The organism is Bacillus daqingensis, from assembly GCF_042654445.1.
In the GTDB taxonomy this organism is placed as follows: domain Bacteria; phylum Bacillota; class Bacilli; order Bacillales; family Salisediminibacteriaceae; genus Alkalicoccus; species Alkalicoccus luteus.
Genome location: NZ_JBHSGK010000005.1, coordinates 83,656 through 110,224 on the forward strand (window position 1 = coordinate 83,656; position 26,569 = coordinate 110,224).

24 protein-coding genes are annotated in these 26,569 nt (G+C 50.3%); 17 read left to right on the forward strand and 7 right to left on the reverse strand.

Features of this window, described 5'->3' with window-relative positions:
• Window positions 1–75: 75 nt before the first annotated feature.
• Together ACFO4L_RS06770 and ACFO4L_RS06775 are read left to right on the forward strand one after the other, a co-directional pair.
• Window positions 76–759, forward strand: coding sequence for an ABC transporter ATP-binding protein (locus ACFO4L_RS06770; RefSeq protein WP_377908936.1), 684 nt, complete (start codon window positions 76–78; stop codon window positions 757–759).
• Entirely contained in the window at window positions 756–3,380 is a 2,625-nt protein-coding gene (locus ACFO4L_RS06775; RefSeq protein ID WP_377908937.1) for an ABC transporter permease, read from the forward strand. The genes ACFO4L_RS06770 and ACFO4L_RS06775 overlap by 4 nt, the downstream gene beginning before the upstream one ends.
• 140 nt (window positions 3,381–3,520) lie before the next feature.
• Here ACFO4L_RS06775 and adhP read toward each other — a convergent pair whose 3' ends face one another.
• On the reverse strand, window positions 3,521–4,537 hold the full coding sequence (gene adhP, locus ACFO4L_RS06780; protein ID WP_377908938.1) for an alcohol dehydrogenase AdhP: 1,017 nt from the start codon (window positions 4,535–4,537) through the stop codon (window positions 3,521–3,523).
• A 138-nt stretch (window positions 4,538–4,675) separates the two neighbouring features.
• On the reverse strand, window positions 4,676–5,044 hold the full coding sequence (locus ACFO4L_RS06785) for a hypothetical protein (RefSeq protein WP_168007005.1): 369 nt from the start codon (window positions 5,042–5,044) through the stop codon (window positions 4,676–4,678).
• A gap of 152 nt (window positions 5,045–5,196) precedes the next feature.
• Here ACFO4L_RS06785 and ACFO4L_RS06790 point away from each other — a divergent pair, with 152 nt between their 5' ends.
• Both ACFO4L_RS06790 and ACFO4L_RS06795 read left to right on the forward strand, forming a co-directional pair.
• Window positions 5,197–5,889 (forward strand): response regulator transcription factor, encoded by a 693-nt coding sequence (locus ACFO4L_RS06790; protein ID WP_377908939.1) that lies wholly within the window; start codon window positions 5,197–5,199, stop codon window positions 5,887–5,889.
• Window positions 5,882–7,210, forward strand: coding sequence for a sensor histidine kinase (locus tag ACFO4L_RS06795; protein WP_377908940.1), 1,329 nt, complete (start codon window positions 5,882–5,884; stop codon window positions 7,208–7,210). Before ACFO4L_RS06790 ends, ACFO4L_RS06795 begins: the two co-directional genes overlap by 8 nt.
• Window positions 7,211–7,259: 49 nt before the next feature.
• Here ACFO4L_RS06795 and ACFO4L_RS06800 read toward each other — a convergent pair whose 3' ends face one another.
• From ACFO4L_RS06800 to ACFO4L_RS06810, 3 genes are read right to left on the reverse strand one after another with little or no spacing between them, the layout of a single operon-like run.
• Window positions 7,260–8,186 carry a DUF4129 domain-containing protein gene (locus ACFO4L_RS06800; RefSeq protein ID WP_377908941.1) on the reverse strand — a complete coding sequence of 309 codons (927 nt, stop codon included), beginning with the start codon at window positions 8,184–8,186 and terminating at the stop codon, window positions 7,260–7,262.
• A complete protein-coding gene (locus tag ACFO4L_RS06805; protein WP_377908942.1) occupies window positions 8,186–9,301 on the reverse strand; it encodes a DUF58 domain-containing protein in 1,116 nt (371 codons plus the stop codon). Before ACFO4L_RS06805 ends, ACFO4L_RS06800 begins: the two co-directional genes overlap by 1 nt.
• Entirely contained in the window at window positions 9,267–10,193 is a 927-nt protein-coding gene (locus ACFO4L_RS06810) for an AAA family ATPase (RefSeq protein WP_377908943.1), read from the reverse strand. The genes ACFO4L_RS06805 and ACFO4L_RS06810 overlap by 35 nt, the downstream gene beginning before the upstream one ends.
• A gap of 137 nt (window positions 10,194–10,330) precedes the next feature.
• On the opposite strand from ACFO4L_RS06810, the gene ACFO4L_RS06815 reads away from it, so the two are divergent.
• The 5 genes from ACFO4L_RS06815 to ACFO4L_RS06835 all read left to right on the forward strand — a co-directional run bounded on the left by ACFO4L_RS06815 (window position 10,331) and on the right by ACFO4L_RS06835 (window position 15,807).
• Window positions 10,331–11,719 carry a hypothetical protein gene (locus ACFO4L_RS06815; RefSeq protein ID WP_377908944.1) on the forward strand — a complete coding sequence of 463 codons (1,389 nt, stop codon included), beginning with the start codon at window positions 10,331–10,333 and terminating at the stop codon, window positions 11,717–11,719.
• A 190-nt stretch (window positions 11,720–11,909) separates the two neighbouring features.
• Window positions 11,910–13,757, forward strand: coding sequence for a BglG family transcription antiterminator (locus tag ACFO4L_RS06820; RefSeq protein ID WP_377908945.1), 1,848 nt, complete (start codon window positions 11,910–11,912; stop codon window positions 13,755–13,757).
• 12 nt (window positions 13,758–13,769) lie between these two features.
• Window positions 13,770–14,228 carry a PTS sugar transporter subunit IIA gene (locus ACFO4L_RS06825; RefSeq protein WP_377908946.1) on the forward strand — a complete coding sequence of 153 codons (459 nt, stop codon included), beginning with the start codon at window positions 13,770–13,772 and terminating at the stop codon, window positions 14,226–14,228.
• Window positions 14,229–14,245: 17 nt separating this feature from the next.
• The gene (locus ACFO4L_RS06830; protein ID WP_377908947.1) at window positions 14,246–14,515 is read left to right on the forward strand and encodes a PTS sugar transporter subunit IIB; all 270 of its coding nucleotides are present in this window, start codon (window positions 14,246–14,248) and stop codon (window positions 14,513–14,515) included.
• Window positions 14,516–14,538: 23 nt separating this feature from the next.
• A complete protein-coding gene (locus tag ACFO4L_RS06835) occupies window positions 14,539–15,807 on the forward strand; it encodes a PTS ascorbate transporter subunit IIC (RefSeq protein WP_377908948.1) in 1,269 nt (422 codons plus the stop codon).
• Between the two features lie 123 nt (window positions 15,808–15,930).
• On the opposite strand, the gene ACFO4L_RS06840 is transcribed toward ACFO4L_RS06835, so the two are convergent.
• Window positions 15,931–16,236: a nucleotide pyrophosphohydrolase gene (locus ACFO4L_RS06840; protein ID WP_377908949.1), complete on the reverse strand. Its 306-nt coding sequence runs from the start codon at window positions 16,234–16,236 to the stop codon at window positions 15,931–15,933.
• Complete coding sequence (locus ACFO4L_RS06845) at window positions 16,233–17,876, reverse strand: DUF2075 domain-containing protein (protein ID WP_377908950.1); 1,644 nt, start codon at window positions 17,874–17,876, stop codon at window positions 16,233–16,235. The genes ACFO4L_RS06840 and ACFO4L_RS06845 overlap by 4 nt, the downstream gene beginning before the upstream one ends.
• 319 nt (window positions 17,877–18,195) lie before the next feature.
• Between ACFO4L_RS06845 and ACFO4L_RS06850 the strand changes: the two genes are divergently transcribed.
• The 8 genes from ACFO4L_RS06850 to ACFO4L_RS06885 all read left to right on the forward strand — a co-directional run bounded on the left by ACFO4L_RS06850 (window position 18,196) and on the right by ACFO4L_RS06885 (window position 26,568).
• Window positions 18,196–19,221: an ABC transporter substrate-binding protein gene (locus tag ACFO4L_RS06850; protein WP_377908951.1), complete on the forward strand. Its 1,026-nt coding sequence runs from the start codon at window positions 18,196–18,198 to the stop codon at window positions 19,219–19,221.
• Window positions 19,222–19,253: 32 nt separating this feature from the next.
• The gene (locus ACFO4L_RS06855; protein WP_377908952.1) at window positions 19,254–20,381 is read left to right on the forward strand and encodes an ABC transporter ATP-binding protein; all 1,128 of its coding nucleotides are present in this window, start codon (window positions 19,254–19,256) and stop codon (window positions 20,379–20,381) included.
• Window positions 20,378–22,120 carry an ABC transporter permease gene (locus tag ACFO4L_RS06860; RefSeq protein ID WP_377908953.1) on the forward strand — a complete coding sequence of 581 codons (1,743 nt, stop codon included), beginning with the start codon at window positions 20,378–20,380 and terminating at the stop codon, window positions 22,118–22,120. Before ACFO4L_RS06855 ends, ACFO4L_RS06860 begins: the two co-directional genes overlap by 4 nt.
• Before the next feature lie 3 nt (window positions 22,121–22,123).
• Complete coding sequence (locus tag ACFO4L_RS06865) at window positions 22,124–22,918, forward strand: HAD-IIA family hydrolase (RefSeq protein ID WP_377908954.1); 795 nt, start codon at window positions 22,124–22,126, stop codon at window positions 22,916–22,918.
• 17 nt (window positions 22,919–22,935) lie between these two features.
• Window positions 22,936–23,523 (forward strand): glycerol-3-phosphate responsive antiterminator, encoded by a 588-nt coding sequence (locus tag ACFO4L_RS06870; protein WP_377908955.1) that lies wholly within the window; start codon window positions 22,936–22,938, stop codon window positions 23,521–23,523.
• A gap of 155 nt (window positions 23,524–23,678) precedes the next feature.
• The gene (locus ACFO4L_RS06875; protein ID WP_377908956.1) at window positions 23,679–24,716 is read left to right on the forward strand and encodes a hypothetical protein; all 1,038 of its coding nucleotides are present in this window, start codon (window positions 23,679–23,681) and stop codon (window positions 24,714–24,716) included.
• A gap of 106 nt (window positions 24,717–24,822) precedes the next feature.
• Window positions 24,823–25,452: a bifunctional 4-hydroxy-2-oxoglutarate aldolase/2-dehydro-3-deoxy-phosphogluconate aldolase gene (gene eda, locus ACFO4L_RS06880; protein WP_377908957.1), complete on the forward strand. Its 630-nt coding sequence runs from the start codon at window positions 24,823–24,825 to the stop codon at window positions 25,450–25,452.
• Between the two features lie 96 nt (window positions 25,453–25,548).
• Complete coding sequence (locus tag ACFO4L_RS06885) at window positions 25,549–26,568, forward strand: LacI family DNA-binding transcriptional regulator (protein ID WP_377908958.1); 1,020 nt, start codon at window positions 25,549–25,551, stop codon at window positions 26,566–26,568.
• Window position 26,569 lies beyond the last annotated feature (1 nt).

Consider the following 26,569-nt stretch of genomic DNA (forward strand, 5'->3'; position numbering starts at 1 on the left):
GTCACGTTGGAGTCACTTGATAGTCACGTGCGGCTTTTATGCTGAGACTATCACGAATCAAGTGGAGGTCATCACATGGATATTTTACGAGTGGAACAGCTATCGAAGGTGTACGGCAAAGGTGATACGGCGGTGAAGGCGCTCGACGGCATTTCCTTCAGCATGAAGAAAGGGGAATTCACGGCGATCATCGGGCCCTCCGGCTCCGGTAAATCAACGCTGCTGCACCTGCTCGGCGGCGTCGACCGCCCGACGTCCGGCAAGGTATTTGTCGACGAAACGGATATTTACGGCTTAAACGAGTCGCAGCTCGCTATTTTCCGCCGGCGGCAGATCGGGCTGATCTATCAGTTTTACAACCTGATCCCGATTTTAACGGTAGAGGAAAACATGACGCTGCCGGTGTTGCTGGACGATCATGAGGTGGATCAGACGCACCTGCAGAACATCATTCAGACGCTTGGACTTGAAGACCGGCTCTCGCACCTGCCAAACCAGCTTTCCGGCGGCCAGCAGCAGCGGGTATCGATCGGACGCGCGCTCATCAGCAATCCGACGGTGATATTAGCGGATGAACCGACTGGTAACTTAGACAGTAAAAACAGCGGAGAGATCATGGACCTGTTGAAAATGTTTAACCGCACGTTCAACCAGACGCTCGTGGTCATCACGCACGATGAGCAGATTGCGCTGCAGGCAGACCGGGTGATCGCAATCGAGGACGGCGTCATCGCCAAAGACGAGGTTATCCGGCTATGAACATTATCAATAAGCTGACGATCCGGCATTTAAAGCAGAACAAGCGGCGGACGCTTGTAACGATTCTCGGGACGATTATTTCCGTTGCGATGATCACCGCGGTCGCGACGCTCGTTATTTCATTTATGGATTTACTGGAGCGGCAGCAAATTGCCGACCACGGCGAGTGGCACGTGCAGTATCACGATATCAGCAGTGCAGAAGCAGCGGAGATCCGTGAAGATGAGGCAACTGCCGATTTAATTTTGTCTGGCGACCGGGGCTACGCCGAGTTTAACGAGAGCCTCAACAGCTACAAGCCGTATGTGTTTATACGGGAGCTGAATGACAGCGGATTCGAGAACATTCCGGTTACGCTTCAGGACGGACGGCTTCCGGAGTCTCCGGATGAAATCGTTGTATCAGAAGAGATTGTTGCAGCGGACGATGAGACGTATGCAATCGGCGAGGAGATTGTCCTCGACGTCGGCACGCGCGTCATGTTGGCTAATGAGCAGGAGCCGGAGCGGCCGCTTCAGCAGCAGGATGCCCTGCTGGTGGAGGAAGAGGAGCGGCAGGAAGAGCTGCGTGACGTGTCGGAGGAAGCGTATACGATCGTCGGCGTGATCGAGCGCCCGACGTGGGAGCCGTCTTGGGCGCCCGGCTATACGATGCTCACCTACACCGATGAATCGTATATGTCGGAGGAGTCAGACGTAAACGGGCTCGTAGTGCTTGACCGCGTCGACCGGTCGCTGTTTGGGCACGCCAATGACGTCGCAGATGCCGCAGGCATTGAACGCGGTATGATCAGCTTCAACAATGAGCTGCTCCGGTTTATGGGCGTGTCGAACAACGACAATCTTCAGACGACGCTCTACTCGCTCGCGGCTATTATCATGGCGGTTATCATTTTTGGTTCCATCGCGCTTATTTACAATGCGTTTGCGATTTCCGTATCCGAACGTTCGCGACACCTGGGGATGCTCGCAAGCGTCGGGGCGACGAAAAAGCAAAAGCGGAACTCGGTCTTTTTCGAAGGTGCCGTTATTGGGCTGATCAGCATTCCGATTGGCATCGGTGCTGGACTTGCCGGTCTAGGTCTCACGTTCGCTTTTGTGAACCGGATACTGAATGAAGCGTTGAACGTATCGGTGCCGCTGCTCGTGACGGTAACGCCGTGGATGATTGTCACGGTAGTGCTCATTGCAGGCTTAACGATTTTCATTTCGACCTACATGCCGGCACGGAAAGCGTCTAAAATATCCGCAATCGATGCGATCCGCCAGACGTCCGATATGAAGCTGACCGAAAAGGCTGTGCGCAATTCACCGCTCGTCCGCAAGCTGTTTGGCTTTGAAGCGGAAATCGGCTTGAAAAACATGAAGCGAAACAAGCGCAAGTACCAGGTAACGGTCTTTTCTTTAGTGGTGAGCATTATCCTCTTCTTGTCTGTGTCCTTTTTTACCGAGTCAATCACGAAGTCTTTGGAGATGTCGCAGGAGGATATCAATTACGACATCCAGGTGATGCTCGATGGAGAGAATCAAGGAGAAGATTTTACGGGCGCCGTCGCGTCACTGGACGAGGTCACGAGCGCCTCGGTGGTGAGGGAAGCGTTTTTTACGGCATGGATTGAGGAAGAAAATATCTCAACCTTCCTGCAAGAACGAGTGGAAGAGACGCCGGAATTATTGCAGGAAGGTCGCTATCAATATCAGGTGAATGTATATGGACTTAATGACGGAGCCATGCGTACTTATGCAGAAGAAATTGGCGTTGAACCTGGCCAATTGACTGATAATAGTGATGCACCTGCTGTATTAATAGACAAAGCTGTTCACATCGTTGAAGTTGGTTCTGGTCTGTCAGATAAGAGGGTGGAAGCAGCTCCTATCCAAACGACAACCGGTAGTCAAATCGGGCTGTTTCACGAAAATGTGGAGACAGGTGATCAGGACCCGATCCGTGCCGTTACAGTAGAGGCGATGACGGATACGCTTCCGACGGGTGTTTCTTCAGGCGGCGGTCTCGGACAGCTGACATTGATCGTGTCAGAGGACGTGTATGATCAGCTGGAGGCGGGCGTGGAGCACGAGTTTTTCTCGAACAGCTACATGTACCTCGACAGCAGCGATCCCGCACAGACGCAGGAGGATATCGAGGCGATCAGCAACACCCACACGTATATTTACAACGTGGAGCAGTCACGCAATGAGCAAGGTCAGCTGGTTATGCTGATGTCCGTGTTCACGTATGGCTTTATTACGCTGATCACGCTTATCTCCATCGCGAACATTTTCAATACGATTTCGACAAGTATCTCTCTTCGAAAGCGTGAGTTCGCGATGCTGAAGTCGATTGGGATGACGCCGAAGTCTTTTAGGAAAATGATTAACTACGAGAGCATCTTTTACGGCATCAAGGCACTGCTTTACGGGGTTCCGATCAGCATTGGCATCATGTACCTGATTCATCTGTCTGTGACCAATACCTTTGACTACGGCTTCACACTGCCGTGGATGAGTCTGCTGTACGTCGGACTGGCCGTATTTGCCATCGTCGGAGCCGCCATGCTCTATTCAATTTCAAAGATTAAAAAAGATAACATCATTGAAACATTGAAGCAGGAGAATATCTAACAGCGGACGCCTCTTTCTTGAAGAGGCGTTCTTCGTTTTAAAAGGGGAAGGGAGAATCGTTACGAGCTGGAGATCTGAAGGAAGACTGAAAAACAGACAATAAAAAGACAGCTCCCGCTCTGGAAGCTGTCTTCTCTTCTTTACATCTTAAAGTCGATGACCATCCGGCCTTGGATTTTACCTTGCTCCATCTCTTCGAAGATGTTTTGTACGTCGTCGAGCGGTCGGGTTTTGACGACGGGAACGACTTTGCCTTCAGCGCCGAACTGGAAAGCTTCTTCGAGATCTTTGCGGGTGCCGACGAGGGAACCGATGACCTCGATGCCGTCCAGCACGAGCCGTGGGATGCTGAGGTCCATCGTTTCCGTCGGCAGACCGACAGCAACGACTTTGCCGCAGGCGCGTACGGCATCTACAGCGGAGTTGAAGGCTGCTTTAGAAACGGCGGTTACGACAGCGGCATGGGCACCGCCGCACTGCTCCTGCATGATCGCCGCGGCGTCTTCTGCTGCAGGGTTAATGGTTATATCTGCGCCGCTTTCTTTAGCAAGCGCCAGCTTGTCGTCGTTGATGTCTACCGCAACGACGTTTGCGTTAAACACGTGCTTCGCGTACTGAATCGCCAGGTTACCAAGGCCACCGCAGCCGTAAATCGCGATCCATTCGCCCGGCTTGGCGTCTGCGACTTTGATTGCCTTGTACGTCGTGATGCCTGCACACGTGATGCTGCTTGCCTGCGCCGGATCGAGTCCGTCCGGCACCTTCACGGCATAGTTTGCGGTCACGATGCATTTTTCCGCCATGCCGCCGTCGACGCTGAAGCCGGCGTTCTGCACGCTGCGGCAGAACGTTTCGCGGCCGGTCGTACAGTATTCACAGCGTCCGCACGCTTTATACAGCCAGGCGATGCTGACCCGGTCACCGACTGAAAGGCTCGTCACGTCATCTGCGATTTCCGTGACGATCCCGATGCCCTCGTGGCCGAGCGTGCGTCCGGCTACGTCGCCGAAATCACCGGCAGCTACGTGCACATCCGTATGGCAGACGCCGCAATACTCGATTTCGACTAGTGCTTCCCCGGACTCTAGCGGACGAAGTTCCTTTTCCGTGACTTCCACATTGGCTCTGCTTGCTGGATTAACCGTAACTGCTTTCATTGGTGATCACTCCTTTTTTAGGTAGAAAACACGACAGCTTTTACACCTTTACTATAGCACGCAATTGGTAAAATATGATTGTGAAATATTGAACAAATTCGTAACGTTCAGCCGTGTTTTTCCACAAAAAAGAGCCGCTTACTGCGGCCCTCCGTTTGCCTCGTGGCAGGCTTCCATGCGCTCATACATGTCCTCGTGAAAGGCCTCCCAATCTGCGTCCTCCATGTGGGTTTCCCAGTCATCTCCGTACATCATCGGTCCGAAACGCTCTCCCATCATGCGTCCGTACTCCTCATCCATCATGTGGCCGCGACCGTTCATCATCCCGCCGCCCTGCATCATCTCACCAGGCTCTGCGTCCTCCATCATGTCGTCATTCATCATTTGCCCGTGTCCGCCCGTCATCCACGGCATGCCGAACGTTCCGTTTGGCTGTGCAGCGGTTGCACCAGCTGCAAGCAGACCAATCACAACAATCACGACGATAGCAATGATCCAGTTTCGCATGCTGACCGCCTCCTTTTTTAATTTCAGGAAGGGGCTCCCTTCCTTCTGTCTCCAGTATAGAAAAGAGTTATGTAGATCGTATGAAGATGCGGCCGCTTTTTTCATTTGCATGCTATACTTTTGCTAACAACTCAGCGGGGGAGGGGAGCGGCATGCACGTGCTTGTGATTGAGGATGATCCGACGATGGCCGAGGTGATGGAAGCGTATCTGAAGCGGGAAGGGCATGAGGTAACGTGTGCCGCCAACGGGCAGAAGGGTCTCGACCTGTTTCGAAGCCTCCACCCGGATTTTCTTATTTTGGACTTGATGCTTCCGGATCTGTCCGGAGAAGCAATCCTCACCGCCGTGCGCAAAGACTTTGACACACCGGTGCTGATCTTGAGCGCAAAGTCAGCAGAAGAGGAGCGCGTGCAGGGCATGGTGCTCGGCGCGGACGATTATGTCGTGAAGCCGTTCAGCCCGCGTGAGGTGATCGTACGCATGCAGGCAATCATGAGACGAGTCGGTAAACGGGATACAAGTGAGGTCTGGTCCTTTGCCGGTAAAGCGCTCGTCATCCACCTGCGGGAGCGGACGGTCAGCGTAGAAGGCAGCGAGGTCCACTTGACCCCGATCGAGTACCGGCTCCTCACCGCGATGGCGGCACATCCGGGCTGGGTGTTTGAACGGGCAGAGCTGCTGGAGCGCGTGCAGGAAGATCTGTTTTTTGACGGCTATGAGCGGAGCATTGACGTGCATATAAAAAATCTGCGTAAAAAAATCGAATCTGACCCGAAGCAGCCGCAGTTTATTGAAACGGTATTCGGCATGGGCTATCGCTTTAAAGGTGAGCGCGATGTTTAATACCGTGCAAAAACAAACCTTTTTCTTTGCTATGCTGATCGCCGTTTCCGGCATTCTGTTCATGGGAGCGGTGCTGCTTTGGGCAGTGGAGCGAAACTTTGGCGACTACGTCAGCGACCGGCAGGAGCAGCTCGTTGAGGAGGCGGCAGCTCAGATCGAATCAGAATACGGCGAGCGGGGATCGCTTGAGAACATCCCGCCGATGCTGTTTCATTCCCTCATGATGGAAGAGGGGATGAGTGCAAGACTTTATGATGAAGCAGGAAATCCGGTGCAGACGGGCATGATGCATCAGCAGATGATGACCCAGGGCGATGGGGAAGAGAGGGCCTACCGCCTGGAAGCAGACGGTGCTCTGATCGGCGTGCTTGAAGTGACGTATCCGTCGGGGCTCGGCGGAGCGGAGCAGCAGTTTCTGGAGGACATGGTGCTGTCGATGCTGATCGTTCTGCTCGTGCTGATCGGTGCCGCTGCATTTTTCAGCCACGTCGCTTCGCGCCGGATGACGCGCGGACTGCGAAGCGTAGGGGAGGATGTCCTCGCGCTGCAGCATAAAGAGCGGCAGATTCCAAACAGGACGTACGGCGTTCAGGAGCTGGATGATCTGGCGGCCGGTGTCGCAGCACTCGCCCGCTCGCTCGAGGAGGAGGAGGAGCGCCGCCGCCGTTTTACCGGAGACCTGGCACACGAACTGCGGACCCCGCTCGGGGCGCTGCGAAGTCAGCTTGAAGCATTTCAGGACTGCGTGCTAGAGCCGACGGAGGAGCGGCTCGAGCGCAGCCACGACGAACTGATGCGTCTCGTACGTCTCGTCGGAGAAATGGAACAGCTGTACGAATCGGAGCGGGAAGACAAGCCGCTGCAGCAAAAGCGCGTTGACCTTCCTGTCTTTATCCGGTCACTGGAGGCCGACATGGAGGCAATGTTTCAGGAAAAGGGAATTGCGCTGCAAACAGTCTGTGACGCTGATGCCGTGCAGGCCGACCCGGATAAGCTGAGGCAGATCGTGACCAACCTGCTGCACAACGCCTGGAAGTTTACTCCGGTATCAGGAACCGTCGTGCTTGAAGCAACAGACGAAGCAGGCCGCGTCGTGATACAAGTAGCCGACGAAGGTCCAGGTCTGTCCCCGGAGGAGGAGCATCGCGTCTTTGACCGGTTTTACCGCGGCGACGCCTCGCGCAGCCGCGAAAAGGACGGTCTCGGCATTGGTCTCTCCATCGCTGCTGCACTTGCCCGAGCCCACGGCGGCACGATAACTGCCGAAAACAAAGCAGCAGGGGGCGCTGTATTCCGACTCAGCCTGCCGAAAGAAACGTAAAGCCCCGATCATTCGCTCAAAAATGATCGGGGCTTTTTTTAGGAGTGTTTCACGTGAAACGAGTTTCGTCCTGCATGGCCTGTTTAACCTCTGTAACAGCCTTCCGGAACAAAGCGGCTTCTTTTTTCGTAAGAGTGGCGCTGCTGTAACGTACTTTTTCATACATTAACGCTGCTTCCTGCATGGCATGCAGATGACTTGGCAGCTGTTTCGCCCAGAGCAGGGGAGGTTCAGAGGCGGGACGCTCCCATCCATTTTCCGCGAGTGCTGCCTCCAGCTTTCGATATTGACGTCTGTACGTGTTGGCAGACAGAGGTGCTTGTACCGGCGCTGGAACAGCCGGTTCACGTCTTTCCGGTTCGGCAGCGGGTGCTGAGCTTGATTCTCGTATCCACCGTCGCTTTACAAACAGAAGCAGCAAACCTAAAGCGGTGAGCAGACCAATGACAAATGCCGTAAACCCGATGACAGAGCCGCCTTCCTGAGGCAGAGGTTCCGCTTCTGATTCGTCCGGTGCCGTATTCTGCTGATCGTCAGGCAGCTGCTCCTGTACACGCTCAGGTAACACATCGACAAGAGCCGCAAACGGCGCGGCAGCCCGCTCTGCTACATAGCCGACAGGCTGAGCAAGAAGTGGGATGGAAGCAAAGAGAGCAATCAGACCGGCAGCTGCGACGAGTGAAGCAGCCATGCTGACGACAGCTGCATGCAGAGGAGCTTTTATTGCGATAAGAGCGAGCAGAAGGAACAGCCCGCTGATTGCAAACGAGAGCCACCCAGCGACCAGGTAGAGTACGAATGTCCAGCCAAGCAGGAGCAAGACCGCCTGTTTTCCGAAGGGTGGAGTGTTCTGCTTTATGAGCGGAAGAATCGTTCCAGCGAGCAGGATAATCAGACCGGCTGCGACTGGCGGAGACAGGGAGAAAGCAGCCGTGGCACTCCAGGCAAATAATAAAGCTCCGTAGACAAAGCGCATCAGCGGTCACCTCCAGCCGCGGAGTAAACAATGGTCTGAGGAGAGAGCGGTCCGGCGGGCTTTTCTCCAATATAAACCATGACTTTATCGGGCGGGAGCTGTTCTAGTATGACGGACACCGGCGACAGCGGCAGTCCTTTGTGCAGCGTGGCCAGCAGCTCTAAAAAAGCAGACAGCTGACCGGTCCCCTGTGCTGCTGGCAGGTGCAGCCAGTCTCTGCCGGCGGACGCATCATTGATATAGGCTTCAAACGTGACGTTCCGCTTTGTAAAAGACTCAGCCAGGCCAGCAGCACGCTCCAAAAGGCTCTCTGCATGAGGCGTCCACTTTCGTTCCTCTCCTTCCATATGCAGTGCAACGACCAGACAAATCTCTGTTTCACCAGGAGCACTGCTCTTCCAGCTGACTAATTCGTCTTTGGCCGCGAAGTCGCGCCAGGAAATCCGCCGTCCTTTATCACCAGGCTGATACGGACGGACGTACAGCTTCTCCTCTTCTACCTGTCCCGCATGTGGTGCGTGGTTGTCCGCAGCTGCTGCCAAGGTCTGAACTGGTGCGGGGAGCGGAAACACGGTTAACTGGATCGAAGGGGAGAGAGGCTCTTCCACCTTGCAGACCGAGAAAGAGAGCCAGTCCCGTACGTCCATCTCCATCGACGTCATTCGTGCCTGTCCGCGCCTGGAACCCGTTACCACAAAGCGCCAGGAGGATACAGTGGCAGGTGCTGCTGTTCGTGCTTCGTCCGGCACCGTTATCTTTGCACAGTCGTGTGCAGACAAACTGGAATAAAGCGCAGTCATCAAAAGCGGATAGCGGCTCCTGTTCTCCACTGTCACTACCACAGCAGCCGACTCGCCGGGGAACAGCGCACTCTTTGTTTGAACAGCGGTCAGCCGGCTTTGTTGAATCGCTGCCTGCAGCGTAAGGCGGGAAGCGGCCGGAAGCATAAGTAAAAACAAGCCGGAGCCGCTTAGCAGCAGATCGAGCCGCAGCAGACTGGCTAATAAAAAGAGGATCCCGAGCGCGGCTGCCGTTTTTCCTGCTGCTGTGTAGCGGAAGGTTACTGCAGCCAAGCCTTGATCAGTCTGCCGGAACGGAAAGGGAATCGAGCGCATGCTGCACCACATCTTTCGGATCTGTCGTCAGCACGGCCCGGCTGTTGAGTATAAGACGATGAGCAAGCACTGGTTCTGCAAGCATGACGATGTCCTCGGGTTTCACATAGCGGCGGTCCTGAATAAGCGCCCGTGCCTGTGCGGCCCGGAGCAGGGCGACGGCTGCACGCGGACTTGCCTCGAACAATGTTTCTTCCACTGTGCCCGTTGCTTCAATCAGCTGAAGCAAATATGTTTCAACGTCCTCATGCACCTCCACGTGACGAACCTTATCACGAAGCGTACGAATCTCCTCCATAGAAGTCACCGCTGTGACAGGTCGCACGGGGCCCCGGTGCTGCTCCAGCATGGCACGCTTCTCGTCAAATCGGAGCGTCTTCATCGGAAGCTTCATCATAAAGCGGTCAAGCTGTGCCTGCGGGAGCTTAAAGGTTCCTTGCTGAACATCGACAGGGTTTTGTGTCGCGATTACAAAAAAAGGATCGGTCAGCGCATGTGTGGTGCCTTCAACTGTCACTTGCTTCTCCGCCATCGCTTCAAGCAGACCTGCCTGTGCGCGGGGGGAGGCTCGGTTAATTTCGTCCGCCAGCAGCACGTGGTGAAAAACGGGCCCTGGACGAAACGTAAAGGCGCCTGTCTGTTTATTGAAATAGTCGAAGCCGGTGATGTCAGCAGGTGTGACATCAGACGTACCTTGAATTCGTCCGCTCGTTGCACCGATCGCGGCTGCAAACGCACTGGCAAGCTCTGATTTTCCTGTGCCGGGAAGGTCATCGAGCAGCACATGCCCCTCAGCGAGCAAGCTGATCCAAAGCAATTCGACTGTCTCGTCTTTGCCGATCAGTTTCTGTTGGATTTCACGTTTCATTTGAGTTGTTAGTTGTTCGGTCATCGTGGTTCCTCCTGTCTGACTATCCACTGTTTTTAGCTTAGCATGAGAGGAAGGAGGAGACAATAATTGGAAAGTGTTATGGGAGAGACTTTCCTGTATGATACACATATACACATGAAAACGAGGGGGACGAGGCGATGGCGGACAAGAAGGCTGCGGAGCTGGTGGGAAAGCTGAAAAAAGAAGAACTGCTGGATCTCGTGCGAATGTGGATGCATGCATATCCGGAGCTTGAAAAGGACGTGGAACTGCGGCTGGGTGACGGAAAAGATGAGGTGAAGCTTGCGGGGGAGCTGATTACGAAGTACTTTACCAGTGCCAAGGGCTCCTATGGCTTTATCACTGCTTCTCGCTCTCATGAGGCATTTTCCGGTATTTACCAAGTGTTGGAGCATGCAAAGGCCCTTGCCGATCAAGGGGAATACGAGCGGGCGGTGAAGCTGAATCTGAAGGTGCTCGGCCGTGCGGTTGATTCCCTGCAGTTTATGGACGACTCCAATGGAGAAGTATCGACTGCAGCCAGTCTGACGATGAATCAGTTGACGCGCTGTGCCGAGGAGGCAGACGACAGCACGGCAGGCACGCTCTTAACGCTAATACTGAAAGAGGCACGCTTGAAACGCTACAACGGCTGGAGCGATTTCCGCATCGAGCTGCTCCGAGTTTCCCTGCCTGTGATGCGTGGCGAGAAAAAACGGCACGAGAAAGTAGAAAAGGCGCTGGATGACGCGGCAGAGGCGGCGAGGCAAACGTCTTATCCGGATTACGAGGTGGAACAGCTGGAGCTGCTACGCGCCTGTATCCTTGATGAAGCGGAGGGAAAAGAGGCAGGAAATGCCTTCCGTCAGGAGCGGATCAATGAGCATCCGGACTTCGTGCTGGAGCTCGCTGCCTACTACCTGGATCGGGAAGAGTGGGACAATGCCGAGGCGATGATCGAAACGGGAAAACGTCATAAAAAGCTCGTGCACATTCAACAGTCCCTGCTGGAAACGGAGCGCCGGCTTTACAGTCTTACCGGCAACCGAGAGAAAGAAAAAGAAGCACTTCGGAACATGCTCCTGGCACGAAACATGATGCTTGAGATTGAAAAGACGTATCAGCAGTGGAAGGAACTGCACGAGGATAGCGAGTGGGATACTGCAGTGAAGCAGCTGTTAAACGAGCTTTCTGCCAGTGATCCGCTCGCGATTCATATCGGTATGGAAGAGGACAAGCCGGAGGTGCTGCTTGCTGCCTGTGAAAAGGATTTGTGGAAGATTCGGGAGCTCGGTCCACGTCTGCAGCCGGTTTATCCGGACATAGTGCGGGAAATGTTCAGCCAGCTAGTTGATCACGGAGCTAGGATGGCAACGAACCGCAAGCAGTACCGGGCGCTCTGCCGGCTTGTGAAGCAGTGTGCCAAAGTAAATGGCAAGGCGCAAGGAATCGAGCTGATCGCCAAGCTTCGAAACGAGTACCCAAGGCGGTCAGCCTTAATGGAAGAACTCGCTAAAATAGAACAAGCTGTCGCCCGTTTCACGTGAAACGGAAACATTGCCCGGGGAAAATCCCGGGCTTTTTCGCGCTGAATGAATTCCAGTAAGAAGCCTTTAATGACAAGGGTTTCCACCGTTCAGAATCTTGCAGACAATTCTGAACCTATTCGGAATGTAAGCGTATTCATTTTTTATGAAAGCCCTTGTATACTTTGATTACAGCAGGGAGGTGAGCAACGTGAATGCGAGAAGGCGTCAGCTGGTGCAGATGATCATCAACGGCCAGACGCAATTTAAGCTGAAGGACTGCGAGGCGATGTTCAACGTCGGCGAGCGGACGGTCCGCTACGATTTAGAGCATGTAGCCGGGTGGCTGGAGGATTATGACGTGACGTTTACGCACGCATCGGGACAAGGCTACTGGGAGCTTGCCGGAGCACTTGATGCCGATAAACGGCGCGAGCTGGATGAAGCGATGAACCTGTACGGAAGATCCGACGCAGCAGAAGAACGATACCTGTTAATCGCGTACGAGCTGCTAATTGAACCGCGCAGTCAGTCGCTTAGGGAGCTGGCAGAAGAGCTGGAGGTCAGCCGCGGAACAGTTCTGCAGGAAATGGAAAAGGTCGAGCAGCTGACAGACATATTTTCATTAACGCTGGAACGAGGGCGCAAAGGCTTTGCCATTCTCGGCTCTGAAAAAGCAAAGCGGCTCGCGCTTCTAAGCGTGATGAGCAGGTTAGAAGCAGCTTGGAACAGCATGAATCCGGTGCCGTACCTGAACTGGTCGGAAATTTCAATGAAGGAAATGGAGAAAGCCGTGGCGCTGACAGAGGAACTGCCGGAGACGATCAGTCCGACCGCCTTTTTAAAGGTATGGATGCTGCAGCTGCAGCGAATGCGGACAGGCGAGATGCTGCAGGAGGAACAGCCGAAAGCGGAACCTTGGTTTGAAGAGGTGTGGCACGAGTTTTGTCAGACGGTCGGTGTGGATACGACAGAGCGGAATATGGCGTTTGCCTGCTGTTATTTGAAAGCGACTTCAAACCTGTATCCGAAGGACGTGCCGGACTACAACGACGATCCAGTGTTTCTTGCGTTCGTTGAAGAAACCAGTACGCGTATGGGTTTAACCGGTTACAGCGACGAACAGATCCGCTACATTTACCGCGAATGGCAGGCGTTTCACTACGCAGGTGAGTGCGGCATCCGCTATTTGCACCCGCTGAAAAAGAAAGTCGAAGAACAGTATCCCTTCATCGTCTTCCACGTGCAGGAGGCGCTCGGAACCGGTCCGGAACGAACAGCTGATGACATTATTCCTATTGCCATGAGCTTTGCGGCGATTTATGAGAAGGCTTCCTTTGACAATGAGCGTTACCAAATCTGGGTTATGTGCCCGGGCGGTATCGCAGCGGGACGATTGTTAACCGCGTCCCTCATGAAGCATTTTCCGCAGCTGGACGTCAAGCGCACCGCAGCGGTGTCGATGCTGCATAAGGATAACGGCTGGGACAAGCCGGACTTTATCGTATCTACGGTGACGCTGCCCGATTCTCCGTACCCGTACGTGACGATCAATCCCGTCATGACGCGTGACGAGATCACGAAGGTTGAACACTTTATGAAGGATCTTGAAGAGAAAAGAGGCGCGGCCAAGCTGACGGAGACGACCCCTTCTGTGCAGGCGCTCATTCCGGCGTCGCGCACGGCGGTGATGAACACGACCGACCTGGACGAGATTTTGGAAACCGGTGTGGCTCTGTTAAAAGAGGACGAGGTCGTTGAAGCGGCTTTCCTTGAGGACATTCGCAAAACGGTAATCGACAAGGCGTATTTGTACGAAATCGTTCCGGGACTCCTATTTGTACACACGCATTCTAATCACGTGAACCGGCCTGGCTTCAGCCTCGTGCAGCTAATGGCGCCTTACCGATCGGAAAAATTGCATTCACACGCGGTCCTGTTTATGGCAACACCTGACAAGTATGCACACCTTCCGCAGCTGCAGTATTTGTATCAGCTGCTTACCAACAGCGACAGCATGCAGCAGCTGCTGCACGGCGAAATAAAACATGAACAATGAGGTGGAACAATGATGACAGATTTTCAAGTGGATACGCGCTGTATCCAATGGCAGAAGGAAGCGGTCAACTGGCGCGAGGCGATTGCCGTAAGCGCAGAGCCGCTTGTACAGAATGACTACGTCGCCGACTCCTACGTCGAGGCAATGATCTCCAACATCGACGAGCTCGGACCGTATATTTTGATCGCGCCGAATGTGGCACTGCCGCATGCCCGTCCGGAAAACGGCGTGAGCCGGGCAGGCATCTCGCTTACGGTGTTTCAGGAGCCGGTTCCATTTCCGGCAGACAGCGAGGGCTCGGTGAAAACGGCGCGGGTGTTTATCTGTCTCGCGGCAGTCGATTCCGACTCCCACCTGAGCATGCTCCAGAAAATATCCGGATGGATCGATGACAGCAATCTGATGAAGGACCTGCTTCATGCAGGCTCCGAAGACGAAGTGAAACAGCTGCTCACAAGCAGCCAAAATTAAACGAAGAGGTGACGAACATGAAAGTATTATGTGTATGTGGAATGGGATTTGGATCAAGCTTGATGCTGAAAATGACGGCAGAAAAGGTGCTGAAAAACAAGGACGTAAAAGCAGACGTGGAGGCAGTAGATTTTGGAACGGCGCAGAGCGTTACGGCGGACTTGATTTTGACGAACAATGAATTTGCATCCCAGCTGCAGGGCGGCCAGGCGTTTGTAAAAGCGATTGTCAACATGGCAAGCGAGCAGGAAGTAGAAAGTGCGATTGAGGAGTTTTTGAACAAATAGGCTTTAAGGGGGCATGATCGAGGATGGGGTTCTTTGAATTTTTGATGAATGAGATTTTGAGCCTGCCGGAAGTGCTGGTCGGTCTGATCGTCATGACCGGGCTCCTTCTGCAGAAGGCAGACTTCTCGAAGGTATTCGCAGGTACAACGAAAAGCATCATCGGCTTCCTGATTCTTGGTGCTGGTGCCGGCGTCGTAATCGGCTCGCTCGATTCGCTCGGCGGCATCATTCAGGACCGGTTTAATATTCAAGGGGTTATTCCGAACAACGAGGCGATCGTCGCGATTGCCCAGCAGACGCTCGGAACGGAAACGGCGCTGATTATGGGCTTTGGTTTCCTTGCTAACATTTTGTTCGCGCGATTTACACCGCTGAAGTATATTTTCCTGACTGGTCACCATACGTTTTTCATGGCGGCACTGTTATCCGCGGTGCTCGGAACAGCCGGCATGAGCGGGATTACGCTTGTGACGACCGGGTCACTGATTCTCGGCGGGGTGATGGTACTGATGCCAGCACTTGCGCAGCCGTTTATGCGTAAAGTAACCGGCGGCGACGAAATCGCGATGGGTCACTTTGGCACGATCGGCTACGTTTCTGCAGGGCTTGTCGCAAAAGCAGTCGGCAACGAGAAGAAGACGACAGAGGACATAAAAATTCCAGAGCAGTGGTCCTTTTTGCGGGACTCCCTCATTTCAACGGCACTCACGATGGTTGTCATGTTCCTGATTCTTGTTCTCATTGCCGGTCCTGAGGTTGTCGGCACGTATGCAGGCGACCAGAACTATATCATGTTCGGACTGATGCAGGGGATCACGTTCGCAGCAGGCTTCAGCATCATCATGTACGGGGTACGCATGATCCTGACAGAAATCGTACCAGCGTTTAAAGGGATCGCTGAAAAGCTTGTTCCCGGTGCGAAACCGGCCCTTGATGTACCAATCATTTTCAACTACGCGCCGACAGCTGTTATCATCGGCTTCATCTCCAGCTTCATCGGCGGACTGATCGGCATGGCGATGCTCGGCATCTTCTCGCTGGCGCTCATCATTCCAGGACTCGTGCCGCACTTCTTCACAGGTGCCGGAGCCGGTGTCTTCGGAAACGCTGTCGGCGGACGCGTCGGAGCCGCGGCAGGCGGATTCACAAACGGGATTCTTATCAGCTTCATCCCGGCCTTCCTGCTCCCGGTTCTTGGCGGACTGGGCATTGAAAACACCACGTTCGGCGACTCCGACTTCGGTGTCATCGGAATTCTGATTGGCTCACTCGCTAACTTGTTTGGCGGATAATAAAAACGACCGGTTCTGCATGAAGCAGGCCGGTCGTTTTATGTGACGGACTGTATGTTATGGATACAGACCAGGTGACAAATAGAAAAGCGGTCGTTCGGCGGAGTCGGGGAGCCGGCGCAGTCAGCTCTGTTCCGGATACTTCTTGCCGTTTTTCTGAATTTTGTCCTGAATGATCTCCTGCACGTCGAGCTCGAGCTCGTCGCACATCATTAGGGCGTAGATCATGACGTCGGCAATTTCATCGCGGATGTTGTCGATGTTTTTTGTTACAGCGTCCTCGCTTGAAAGCCACTGAAAATCCTCCAGCAGCTCAGCTGCCTCAATCGAGAGGGACACGGCAAGGTCCTTTGGGTTGTGGTACTGTCTCCAGCCGCGGGCATCGCGGAAGTCGTTGATCTGATTGATTAACTGCTGCCAATCCTTCATTGTCGCTCCTCCTGTAGTTCCAGCATACGTTCGCGCAGACATGGATCGGTCGGATAGATGCAGAGACCATGAATGCCTCGCTTCATGAGCACGTTTAGGGAGTTCAAAATGATCTGCTCCTTCACCTGCGCGATCTCCTCCTGCGTCATGTCGTTTCTCGACTGAAAGGCCCCGGTATCCCGGTAGGCGCTCGTGTCGATGCGGATGCGGTCGTTTTCTTTATCATAGCGGATCGACGGTCCGAGCACGACCCCCGTGTAGTTCAAATCAAAGCCCTGCACCGTGTAAATAGAGCCTACTTCATAAATCGTCTCCGGCTGTTCGGCCCACGTTACGTCGTCCTGCGTGCGGTTCCACGGCATGTTAAGTCCGGTTTCATCGACGAGATAATCTGCTCCGTCTTTTTTATGCAAGTAGTCAAACGTCGAGACGATACGCGCCAGGCCATATGCCTCATTGTGCGCTTCGATCTCCTTGCGAAACGCATCCGGTTCGGCGAATACCTGCAGCTGAAAGGAGCTATCAGCGCGATCGGGAATCGGCTTCAGTTCTTTCGCGACAAAGGCGTCGATCCATGCTTTAGCGGGAGCGTCAATGTTCATGCGCATCTGATCGGTCAGCCGCATTCGCTCTGCCCGGTATGTGCCCGTAATTTCCTCCATCAGCCGGTCGTTCCAGTAGCTTTTCAGCTTCAGCACCTGCATCCGGTCAAAAATGACGATCGTGACGCGGCTCCGTTTGATGATTTCCTGCAGCTGATTGTCGTAGTGAAAATTGTTGTAGGCGTCGGGCTTTGACAGCAGCAGATGCGCCTCGTCAACGAGCACAATGTCAGCATTCGTGTGGTGCTTGTCCATCTTGTTAATAAATGACGTCGGCTTGTCGAAGTGCTTTTTCTTCAAATTCGGCAGGCTCCCGGTCATGCTTTTATAGGTTTTCAGCATTTCCCCGTGATTGACGAGCAGCCGGTTTTCCGTTTGATGCAGAGGGGAGGAAGGTTCATTTGCAGCATCTTGAATCGTGTTAAACAAGGAGCTTAGCAAGACACTTTTTCCCGTACCGGCATCGCCTTCGACGATAAACACGCGATGCCCGTCCGTCTGCGCGTGCTTCCGGCAGAAGTCCAGCACGCGCTCCTTTACATCCAGCTGCCCCGGCGTCAGCTCTTTATAAGGGGAGAGCTTGTAGACGTCTTTGTTCTCAAGCGCATCAATCGTTCCTTCGACAATATCTTCGTTGCGGAGCCGCTCCCAAATATCGCGGAACAGCGTGTCGTTGTAATACACTTTGTCGTAATAATTATGCATTTGCCGTGACGCCGTCTGGCTCACATTTTGCAGCTCATAGCGGCTGTCGGCGATAAATAAATTAATCAGCCTCGACTCAATGTTATACGTCGCCGACTGATTCAGACGGCGGTGGCCGATTAAAATCTGCTGGTCGAGCTTGCTGCGGCGGTCGTCTGCCAGATGCTGCCGCAGCCTTCGCGCCGCCTGCACCGTCTGCCCGATGTAGGCAGCCGGCTTTTTGCGATTGTTATGCAAAATATAGACGATCGGGTAGTTCGTCAAATGCTCCGATTCAATCCCGTTCACCGCACGCTCCTGGAACGGTCCCGTTTCAATAATCAGTTCATCCATGGAAGAAGTCTCCTAAAAAAGAATTAAACTTATCATAGCACAGACAGAGCATTTTGATATATGAAAGGCTGTTAAACTAGTCAAAATGGCATAATTATTCATCATTCATTAACAATGTTCATAAATTATTAACATTTGGGTTGTTTTATTTATTTTTCTGTTCTATACTCACTTTATACAAATTCTGATGCGTGATTGGGAAGAGATGAAGAGACAACCCTCTCGTGCAGCTTCTATCAAAAGATAGAAGTCTGTGCGAAAACGGGTTGTCTCTTTTTTGTGCTTTTTGAAACCGCATACATAAACGGAGGGATTTAGCATGAAAAAGGCTACAGTAGTGGTTGGTGCATTAACGGTAAGTGTTTTGGCGGCTTGTGGTGGAAACAGTGATGGAGCAGAAGGGAATGGAGATGCCGGCAGCGTAACGGTGTATTCTCCAGAAACTCCGGAAATGACAGAGGACCTGGCTCAAGCATTTGAAGAAGAAACAGGAATAGAAGTGAACGTCAGCTATGCGGGAACAAACAATCTTGTAAATCAGATGATCGCTGAAATGGATAACCCGCAGGCAGATGTATGGTATGGAGGCGGCGGTATTTTACCGTTTGAGTCAGCTATTGAGCAAGGATTTATTGAACCTTACACTCCTGAAGCAGTAGAAGACTGGGATGCATATGAGAATGATATTAAAGTGCGTCACGAAGACTGGATGTGGACTGGTGTAGAGGTTTTCGTACTCGGCCTAGTTTATAATACAGAGCTTGTAGATGAAGACGAGCTTCCGGAAACTTGGGATGATCTGCTTGACGAGCGTTGGACAGATGAATTGCAAATGCCAAATCCAGCAGCATCCGGTACGGCTACGCTGCTTGTTTTAAGCCAGTTGATGGAAAAAGGCGAAGAAGAAGGCTGGGCATATTTTGATCAGTTGTATGAGCAGATGAACGCGATGCCTGACTCCGGCGGCGCACCGTCTCAGGCAGCTGGAACAGGAGAAGCACAAATTGGCATCGGCTTTGATTTCATGGCGTACCAGATGCAGGAGCGAGGCGAGTCTGTTGAGTTTCACGTGCCAGAGGACACTCCGATTCTCGTGAATCCGGTATCACTGGTAGAAAATGGACCTAACCCTGAAAATGGAAAGAAGTTCATCGATTTTATGCTTTCTGAACGAGGACAGGAAATCAAAGCAGACTGGAAGCACATCCCTCTTGATCCGAATGTAGAATCTCAATCTCCGCTCACGATGGAAGAACTTCAGGACAACGCTATGGATCTGGATATAGACTGGGTCGTAGACAACTATGACGATGTGCGTAATGAATGGAGAGAGCGTTACCAGTAAATCGACAATATTAATTCTAGGAGGGTATCCGTATGGGATCTGTCAAAGTGAAAAATCTAGTGAAGAAATATGATAAAGCAACTGCACTAAAAGGCGTTGATCTCGATATCAAGGAGGGCGAATTTTATGCCCTCCTGGGTCCTTCCGGCTGTGGGAAAACAACGACTATGCGTTGCATAGCAGGATTTGAAAGCCCTACATCCGGAGAAGTGCTGATCGGGGAAAAAGTAGTGAATAATGTACCTGCCAACCGCAGAAACTGCGGCATGGTTTTTCAGAGCTATGCTCTATTTCCCCACTACAATGTATTTGAAAATGTGGCCTACAGCTTGACTATACGGGATTTATACAACGGTTCATTTGGTCAACGAGCGAAGACATTTGCTCGATTAATACATAAAAAGCTGGGTAAACCGTCCAAGGAGATTCAGGAAAAAGTACATGATGCCCTAAAATACGTGGAGCTGGATCATTTAGCAGATCGCGGGGTTAATGAACTGTCTGGGGGACAGCAGCAGCGGGTTGCCTTAGCCAGAGCGCTCGTAATGGAGCCCTCTGTTCTGCTGATGGATGAGCCATTATCAAACCTGGATAAGAAGCTCCGAAATACGATGAGAACAACAATTCGAAAGATTCAGCAGGACTTAAAGATCACAACGATTTTCGTGACACACGATCAGGAAGAAGCCATGAGCATGGCCGACCATGTAGCCGTAATGCGGGATGGAGAAATTGTGCAGATGGCGACTCCGACAGAACTGTACAGTAATCCAAAAGATCCGTTTGTAGCCGATTTCGTTGGCTCGTCCAATATTTATCAAGGTAAAGTAGTAGACCGAAAAGAGAATGGGGATTCGATCGTCAAAATTAACGATCAAACGGTGCTGGAATCCACTACGCAAACAGATAAAGACCATGTAGAAGTGCTGGTTAGACCTGAAGGTATCGAAATATTAAAGAACGGCAGAACGGAAGACCACAATGTACTGGAAGCGACTGTTAAGATAAGTACCTACCTTGGACCAACCATTCGCTATGATATTGAATTGGCAGGAATGGAAGTGATGGTAGAAGAGGAATTCCAGCCTAATACTACGCTCTTCAAAGAAGGGGATGTCATTAAGGTTTTCCTGCCTGCTGAAAGGGTGTTGCTGATATGAGTAAAGGAGCAGAGCAATCACCAAAGCAGTCCAGGCTCAAAAACTGGCTATTATCGATTGACAGCCTAAAAATAATGAAGTGGGTTGTCTATCTGTTTTTCTTTTTGTTTTTGGTACTTCCATTAATTTCAGTTTTTCTAGTTAGTTTCACTGGACAACCAGTAAACTTATTAGGATCTTTAGTTAATCCGGACATTATGGCAACGAATATTGAACGTTTAAGCAATGCTTCGTTGGAGCATTACGCAAGTTTATTAGGCGGGGGTACTTATTTTTCTGCCTTACAAAACAGTCTTACTTTAGCTATCGGGGTTTCTATTCTAGTCATTATCATGTGTATCCCGCTGGCGTATGCATTTGCAAGAACAACTATGCCGTTTAAAAAAACGCTCGCTGCTTTATGCACCATTCCGCTTATTGTTCCAACTTTTATTTCCGCAGCTGGGTTTATTATCATGTTTGGACGAACCGGATGGGTCAATACGCTGTATCAATCACTTGGGTTCGACGGTCTGCTTATCAATGCCTATTCGATGACCTCGATCGTGCTGATTCAAGTATTCTTTTTCTTCCCTTTTGCTTTGTGGCCAATGGTAGCAGCGTTTAAAATTGCTGATATTTCCTTGGAAGAAGCATCAAACAACATGGGGGCTAAAAACTGGAGCACGATGGTGTTCATTACGTTCCCATTAGCGATTCCCGGTATTATCTCTGCCGCGCTGCTTATTTTCACAGTCAGCTTCTCCGATTTCGGAACGCCAATTATTTTAGCACCGGACGGACTCAACCTGATTGTGGTAGAAGCTTATCGTGAAATATCCGGGTTCTTTAACTGGGCCGGCGCTTCCATTTTGACCATTGTGATGGTAGCAGTTGCAGCTATTTTTTTCTGGCTTCAGCGCTTCATTACCCGGAACATGGATTACGGAACATTGTCAGGAAAACCGAAAGGAACAAAATTAAACGACAGCAAAGTCGTGACCCGTTCCCTGTTCGTTTATACGTGCATCGTACTTGTATTGCCGCTGCTGGCTATCTTCTCCGTCATGATTCAGTCATTTGCAACGACGTGGGGAACTGGTCTGCTTCCTAGAGGATTCACAATGGATCACTACACAACGGTGTTTACGCGCTCTGGCGATAACATCATGAACAGCCTCTTGCTCGCAGGCGGAGCTTTAATTATTAGTGTGATTGTAGCTACATTGGTTTCTTATTTTGTTGTACGCGAGAATACATCAAAGCTGGATTTCATGTCTTCGATTCCGCTGATTGTGCCGGGTATTGCTCTTGGTATCGCGTATATCCAAACATTTAACACTGCCCCGCTTCAGTTGACAGGTACTGCATTTCTGCTGATTGTAGCGTATGCGATTCGTCGCATGCCTTATATGATCCGCTCTACAATGGGGACGATGATGGCGATAAAATCAGATATTGAGGAAGCAGCCGTCAATTTAGGAGCTTCAAAGCTGGTGGCCATTATTACAGTAGTCGGACCGCTGATGCTTCCTGGGATTGCGGCAGGATCCATTCTCGTCTTCGTTACCGTAATTAAAGAAACTAGTATCACCGTTCTGATGGCTCCATCCGACTGGGCGCCGATGAGTTTAATGGTTTTCCAGAATTTGCTCCGTGGTGAAGTATATACAGCTTCTGCAATGGCGATGCTGATTATTGCACTTGTTATTATCCTGCAAAGTTTGGCAAATAAAATGACGAAGAATTCTTTGTACTAAAGTATGCCAGCAAAAGGATTGATTGTAGATCTTGATGGTACCGTCTACTGGCAGGACACGCCGATTCCCGGAGCTGTAGCGGCGTTAAATAACTTAAAAAAACAGGGGCACCATATCTGTTACCTGACCAATAATGCAACAAAAACAACAGCAAGTTATGTGGTTAAGCTGAGAAGCATGGGGCTGGATGTAGAAGAAAAAGATATTCTGACAGCACCTCTAATAGCAGGCAATTATCTAAAAAATCATTTGCCTGTCTCAAGCAAAATTTGGGTGGAAGGAGAGCCGGCTTTATTTGAAGTACTGACAGAAGCCGGCCTTATCCTCGCTGAATCACCGGAACAAGCAGAGGCAGCCATTTTTGGAGGAGGCCCTTCATTTTCACACGACAAACTGACACGTTTGCTGCAAGCTTATTTAGCAGGAGCTGAAATGTATGCGGTAAATCCTGATGTAACTTGTCCAATCGGAACAGGATTGATCCCTGATACAGGAGCTTGGGCAGCTGCCTTAAAAAGTATGATGAAACCACAGGATAATATAACTATTATTGGCAAACCGTCTGAAATCACAGCAAAACAGATCTTACAGCACCTGAAACTGCCAAATCATGACTGTTTTGTTATTGGTGACAGACTGGACACAGATATTCGCATGGCAAATCAGTTCGACATGCACGGTATTTTAGTCTTGACTGGAGTATCTGACTACTCTGAGATTCACGATAAAACTACCTATAAACCAAATACTGTATTGACAGCGCTATCAGAGCTAACTAGTCTTGATAATTGTAACTAATTCAAGAGAGGCTGGTTTTGAAATTGAAAACTGAAAAATCTGACCACATTGTAGACATGGTTGAATCACAAGTCATTGCAGCTATCAGCAAACCGGATCAAATTGAGCACGCTATTCAAAGCAAATGCAACATGGCTTTTCTGCTGACCGGAGATATTTGCGGCATGAAAGATGTCGTTCGCAGACTGCAAAATGGAGGGATGTCTGTATTCATCCATTTGGATTTGATTGAGGGCTTAAAAAGTGACAAAAAAGCAGTGGAATTCATTGCTCAAAATATTAAGCCGGAAGGAATTATTACAACGAAGCCGTTTCTTGTGAAAATAGCGAAAAGCATGAACCTCATTACGATTCAGCGGCTGTTTATTCTTGATACGACAGCTTTTCAAAAAGGGCTTCAGATGATTGATAATTCGAAGCCGGATGCAATTGAAATCCTGCCTGGCATTATTCCAAAGGTGGTTGATCGGATTGCAAAACAGAATGACATCCCAATTATTACGGGAGGACTTCTGGAAACAAAGCAGGAAGTCATGAACTGTCTGGAGGCAGGGGCATTAGCAACTTCTGTCGGCTGCACAGACTTATGGAATACAGAATTATAAATTTCAGAACGGGTAAAAAATGAGCTGTAGCTCAACTATTAGCTACTTGCTTAGCATATTTACGTAACCTCTGTCTGCTGGATACTATGCAGCAGACAGATTTTATCAAAGTGTTAACGCTTTTCCTGCGTTAGTGTGATGAAGGAAGTGATCGGATGGTTCAGGAAAGCCAGGTTGCCTTTTCAATTGCTAGCGAACCGGTAAACTATCCGGAAGAGCAGCTGAAACAGGCATTATTAAACTGTGATACGATGCAATGCTATTTATCAGACGCTTCCTGTGTAATGCAGTTAAACCATTTTCAAAACTTACTTATTGAGGCGAGTCGTAAAAAGACCGTGCACATTTATGTAGCCTCAGATATTGACAGGAATAACAATGCTTTTATAGATCAACTTCATCGGTATCAGGAGCTTGAGACAGGGAAACTGAAGTTTCAAACCCTGATTGTGACAGAGCATATCGTCTATTTTGAAAGAAAAGAGCAGTATCCAGAAATCGGTAAGACCAGCCCCTTAGCTCATACGTATTATTCAAACGATGAAGAAGTGGTGAACATCTTTGCAGCAGTGTTTAAACACGCCTTTCAACCCGGTGAGCTACTAAAAGAAGCATCACTGCAAAAGCAGGTAACCAGCCAGGCGGAAGCGTTTCGTGGAGCGCTTACTTCGTGTATCCATGCGTTTGAAGGATGCTTGTCCGCTGAACAACAAATGGCGAGAGAACAGCTGCTAGCAGCATGGAGAGAAGAAACGAAACGAACGCTGGAATTGCACGCAGATATTTCAGAAGTGCTTATTTCATTTAGCTCAGATACTACATACGGAGCCGACTTTTTAACAGATATTTTACAACTAAATCAGTCCATCGCCGATTGTCAGGAGTTGCTTTGTTCAGAAGCATTAATTGAGTTATCAACAAAAAACGTTCAGAAAGTGGAAAATGAAGGTGTTATACATGCGGAACTGATTGAAACACCAGATGGAGTATATGACCATTTGATCGGCTCCGATGAAGAGGAATTTGAGTCTGAATCTTATATGCGTGAAATTGAATTGATGCTGAAAGAGCTGCAGGATTCGGCCAGAGAAACAAATTTTCAAACGTATCCGGCACACCTGTATTTATTGGATCGAATGCTCTTCGTATCGTACTATCTGCACCGAATTATCGTTTTCCTGAAATACGAATAATCACACGATCAAGAGTATGTCATTCGGGCATACTCTTTTTCATCAGCTTGACTTCTGCATATAAACACGTAAGAATGAGAAAAGTTTAAAAAGGAGTGATGAGCACATGGCGAAAAGAGAACAGGAAACGGCCCGCTTTTTACAGACCCTGGTGACAGCGGTGGTCAGATCAGAAGACGAAAAGACAGGATTGAAGACAGCGGAAGCATGTGCAGCAGGCGGACTAACTTCGCTCGAAATAACGTTTACGACACCTGGAGCGGCAAGCATTATTCGCAGTCTGCAAGCAAACAGCGATCCATCTATCATGGTCGGTGCAGGCTCCATCTTATCAAAAGAGGAAGCTGAGAGAGCGATCCAAGCTGGCGCAGAATATATCGTAGGCCCTAATTTTGATGAGGAGATTGCAGCTTTAACGATAGCTGAAGAAATTCCGTACTTCCCCGGCTGCATGACGATTAACGAAATGATTCACGCCACTAAAAATGGAGCTTCGATTATTAAGTTATTCCCTGGGAATCATTTCGGACCAGGATTTATTAAAGCAGTTCGTGATCCCGCTCCTCACTTGCAGATCATGCCAACCGGCGGGGTAGACCTCGAGAACATGGATGACTGGTTTCAAGCGGGGGCTGCAGCAGTTGGAATTGGGAGTGCCCTTAACAAGCCTGCAGCAAAAGGGAAGTTCGATGAAGTCAAAGAATTGGCTGCTAAATTTAGCGAATATCGCAACTAATTTGAAAAAAGGGTTGAAAAATGTATCCGCTTTCAACTATAATCGAATTTAATAAACCGGTTTACTAAATCGATTTATCCAATTTGGGGGTCTTAAATGAAAAAGGTAACCTTACAGGATGTGGCTGATCATGCTGCTGTTTCTAAAAGTACCGTCTCCCAGTATTTGAACGGCCGGTATACGTATATGGGAGAACAGACGAAGCGAAGGATTGAGGAATCGATCCGGACTCTTCAATATCAGCCAAATGCTATTGCAAGAAGCTTAAAACAAAAGAAAACGACGACGATTGGTGTTATTATGGCAAACATTCTGCACCGTGTTTCTACCCAGACTTCTCGAGCGATCGAAGACTTTTGTCACGCTAAAGGCTACCACGTTATTCTCTGTAACGCAGATGACGACTCTGAGAAAGAGAAACAGTATATCGAGATGCTGAAAGCAAAACAGGTAGATGGATTTATTATTTATCCCACAGCTTCGAACGAAGAGATGTATAAATCATTGCTGGATGAAAAATATCCCGTCGTTTTTTTAGACAGAAAAGTGAAAGCGCTGTCTATTCCGACGCTGACCTTACGAAATGAAGAAGCAATGGACTGGGCGATTGAACACCTTAAAAATCAAGGCAATGAAAGCATCGCCTATATCAGCTCCCCCTTAACAATCAGCCCGCGAACAGAACGGTATGACGGATTTTTATCGTCGATGAAACGACACGGATTAACGATCCAGCAGGATTTGATTTATACGGACAAACTTTCCGATTCAACAAGCTTTTTAAAGAAAATATTCTCACCAGGTCATTTTCCAGACGCCATCTTATCAAGCAACGACCGATCACTGGTACCCGTTTTGGATTATTTAAAAAAGACTTTCAAGGGAGTGCCGGAGCATTTGTCAATCCTGACGTTCGATGAAGTAGAATACGCTGAATTCTTTCAGCCGAGTATTACAACGGTCGAGCAGCCAGCGTTTGAAATGGGAACGAAAGCAGCTGAACTGCTAATTGATCAAATTGATCATGATGGACTGCAACACTTGGATGATTATTACTTTGGGTTTCAAGGCAAGCTTAATATTCGTGAATCATCACTAAAAAGAGGGAGAGATTAAC

Bases quoted from the DNA above. Each gene is read 5' to 3' on its own strand.
- ACFO4L_RS06770 (WP_377908936.1), top strand. From the start codon at position 76: ATGGATATTTTACGAGTGGAACAGCTATCGAAGGTGTACGGCAAAGGT.
- ACFO4L_RS06775 (WP_377908937.1), top strand. From the start codon at position 756: ATGAACATTATCAATAAGCTGACGATCCGGCATTTAAAGCAGAACAAG.
- adhP (WP_377908938.1), bottom strand. From the start codon at position 4,537: ATGAAAGCAGTTACGGTTAATCCAGCAAGCAGAGCCAATGTGGAAGTC.
- ACFO4L_RS06785 (WP_168007005.1), bottom strand. From the start codon at position 5,044: ATGCGAAACTGGATCATTGCTATCGTCGTGATTGTTGTGATTGGTCTG.
- ACFO4L_RS06790 (WP_377908939.1), top strand. From the start codon at position 5,197: ATGCACGTGCTTGTGATTGAGGATGATCCGACGATGGCCGAGGTGATG.
- ACFO4L_RS06795 (WP_377908940.1), top strand. From the start codon at position 5,882: ATGTTTAATACCGTGCAAAAACAAACCTTTTTCTTTGCTATGCTGATC.
- ACFO4L_RS06800 (WP_377908941.1), bottom strand. From the start codon at position 8,186: ATGCGCTTTGTCTACGGAGCTTTATTATTTGCCTGGAGTGCCACGGCT.
- ACFO4L_RS06805 (WP_377908942.1), bottom strand. From the start codon at position 9,301: ATGCGCTCGATTCCCTTTCCGTTCCGGCAGACTGATCAAGGCTTGGCT.
- ACFO4L_RS06810 (WP_377908943.1), bottom strand. From the start codon at position 10,193: ATGACCGAACAACTAACAACTCAAATGAAACGTGAAATCCAACAGAAA.
- ACFO4L_RS06815 (WP_377908944.1), top strand. From the start codon at position 10,331: ATGGCGGACAAGAAGGCTGCGGAGCTGGTGGGAAAGCTGAAAAAAGAA.
- ACFO4L_RS06825 (WP_377908946.1), top strand. From the start codon at position 13,770: ATGACAGATTTTCAAGTGGATACGCGCTGTATCCAATGGCAGAAGGAA.
- ACFO4L_RS06830 (WP_377908947.1), top strand. From the start codon at position 14,246: ATGAAAGTATTATGTGTATGTGGAATGGGATTTGGATCAAGCTTGATG.
- ACFO4L_RS06835 (WP_377908948.1), top strand. From the start codon at position 14,539: ATGGGGTTCTTTGAATTTTTGATGAATGAGATTTTGAGCCTGCCGGAA.
- ACFO4L_RS06840 (WP_377908949.1), bottom strand. From the start codon at position 16,236: ATGAAGGATTGGCAGCAGTTAATCAATCAGATCAACGACTTCCGCGAT.
- ACFO4L_RS06845 (WP_377908950.1), bottom strand. From the start codon at position 17,876: ATGGATGAACTGATTATTGAAACGGGACCGTTCCAGGAGCGTGCGGTG.
- ACFO4L_RS06850 (WP_377908951.1), top strand. From the start codon at position 18,196: ATGAAAAAGGCTACAGTAGTGGTTGGTGCATTAACGGTAAGTGTTTTG.
- ACFO4L_RS06855 (WP_377908952.1), top strand. From the start codon at position 19,254: ATGGGATCTGTCAAAGTGAAAAATCTAGTGAAGAAATATGATAAAGCA.
- ACFO4L_RS06860 (WP_377908953.1), top strand. From the start codon at position 20,378: ATGAGTAAAGGAGCAGAGCAATCACCAAAGCAGTCCAGGCTCAAAAAC.
- ACFO4L_RS06865 (WP_377908954.1), top strand. From the start codon at position 22,124: ATGCCAGCAAAAGGATTGATTGTAGATCTTGATGGTACCGTCTACTGG.
- ACFO4L_RS06875 (WP_377908956.1), top strand. From the start codon at position 23,679: ATGGTTCAGGAAAGCCAGGTTGCCTTTTCAATTGCTAGCGAACCGGTA.
- eda (WP_377908957.1), top strand. From the start codon at position 24,823: ATGGCGAAAAGAGAACAGGAAACGGCCCGCTTTTTACAGACCCTGGTG.
- ACFO4L_RS06885 (WP_377908958.1), top strand. From the start codon at position 25,549: ATGAAAAAGGTAACCTTACAGGATGTGGCTGATCATGCTGCTGTTTCT.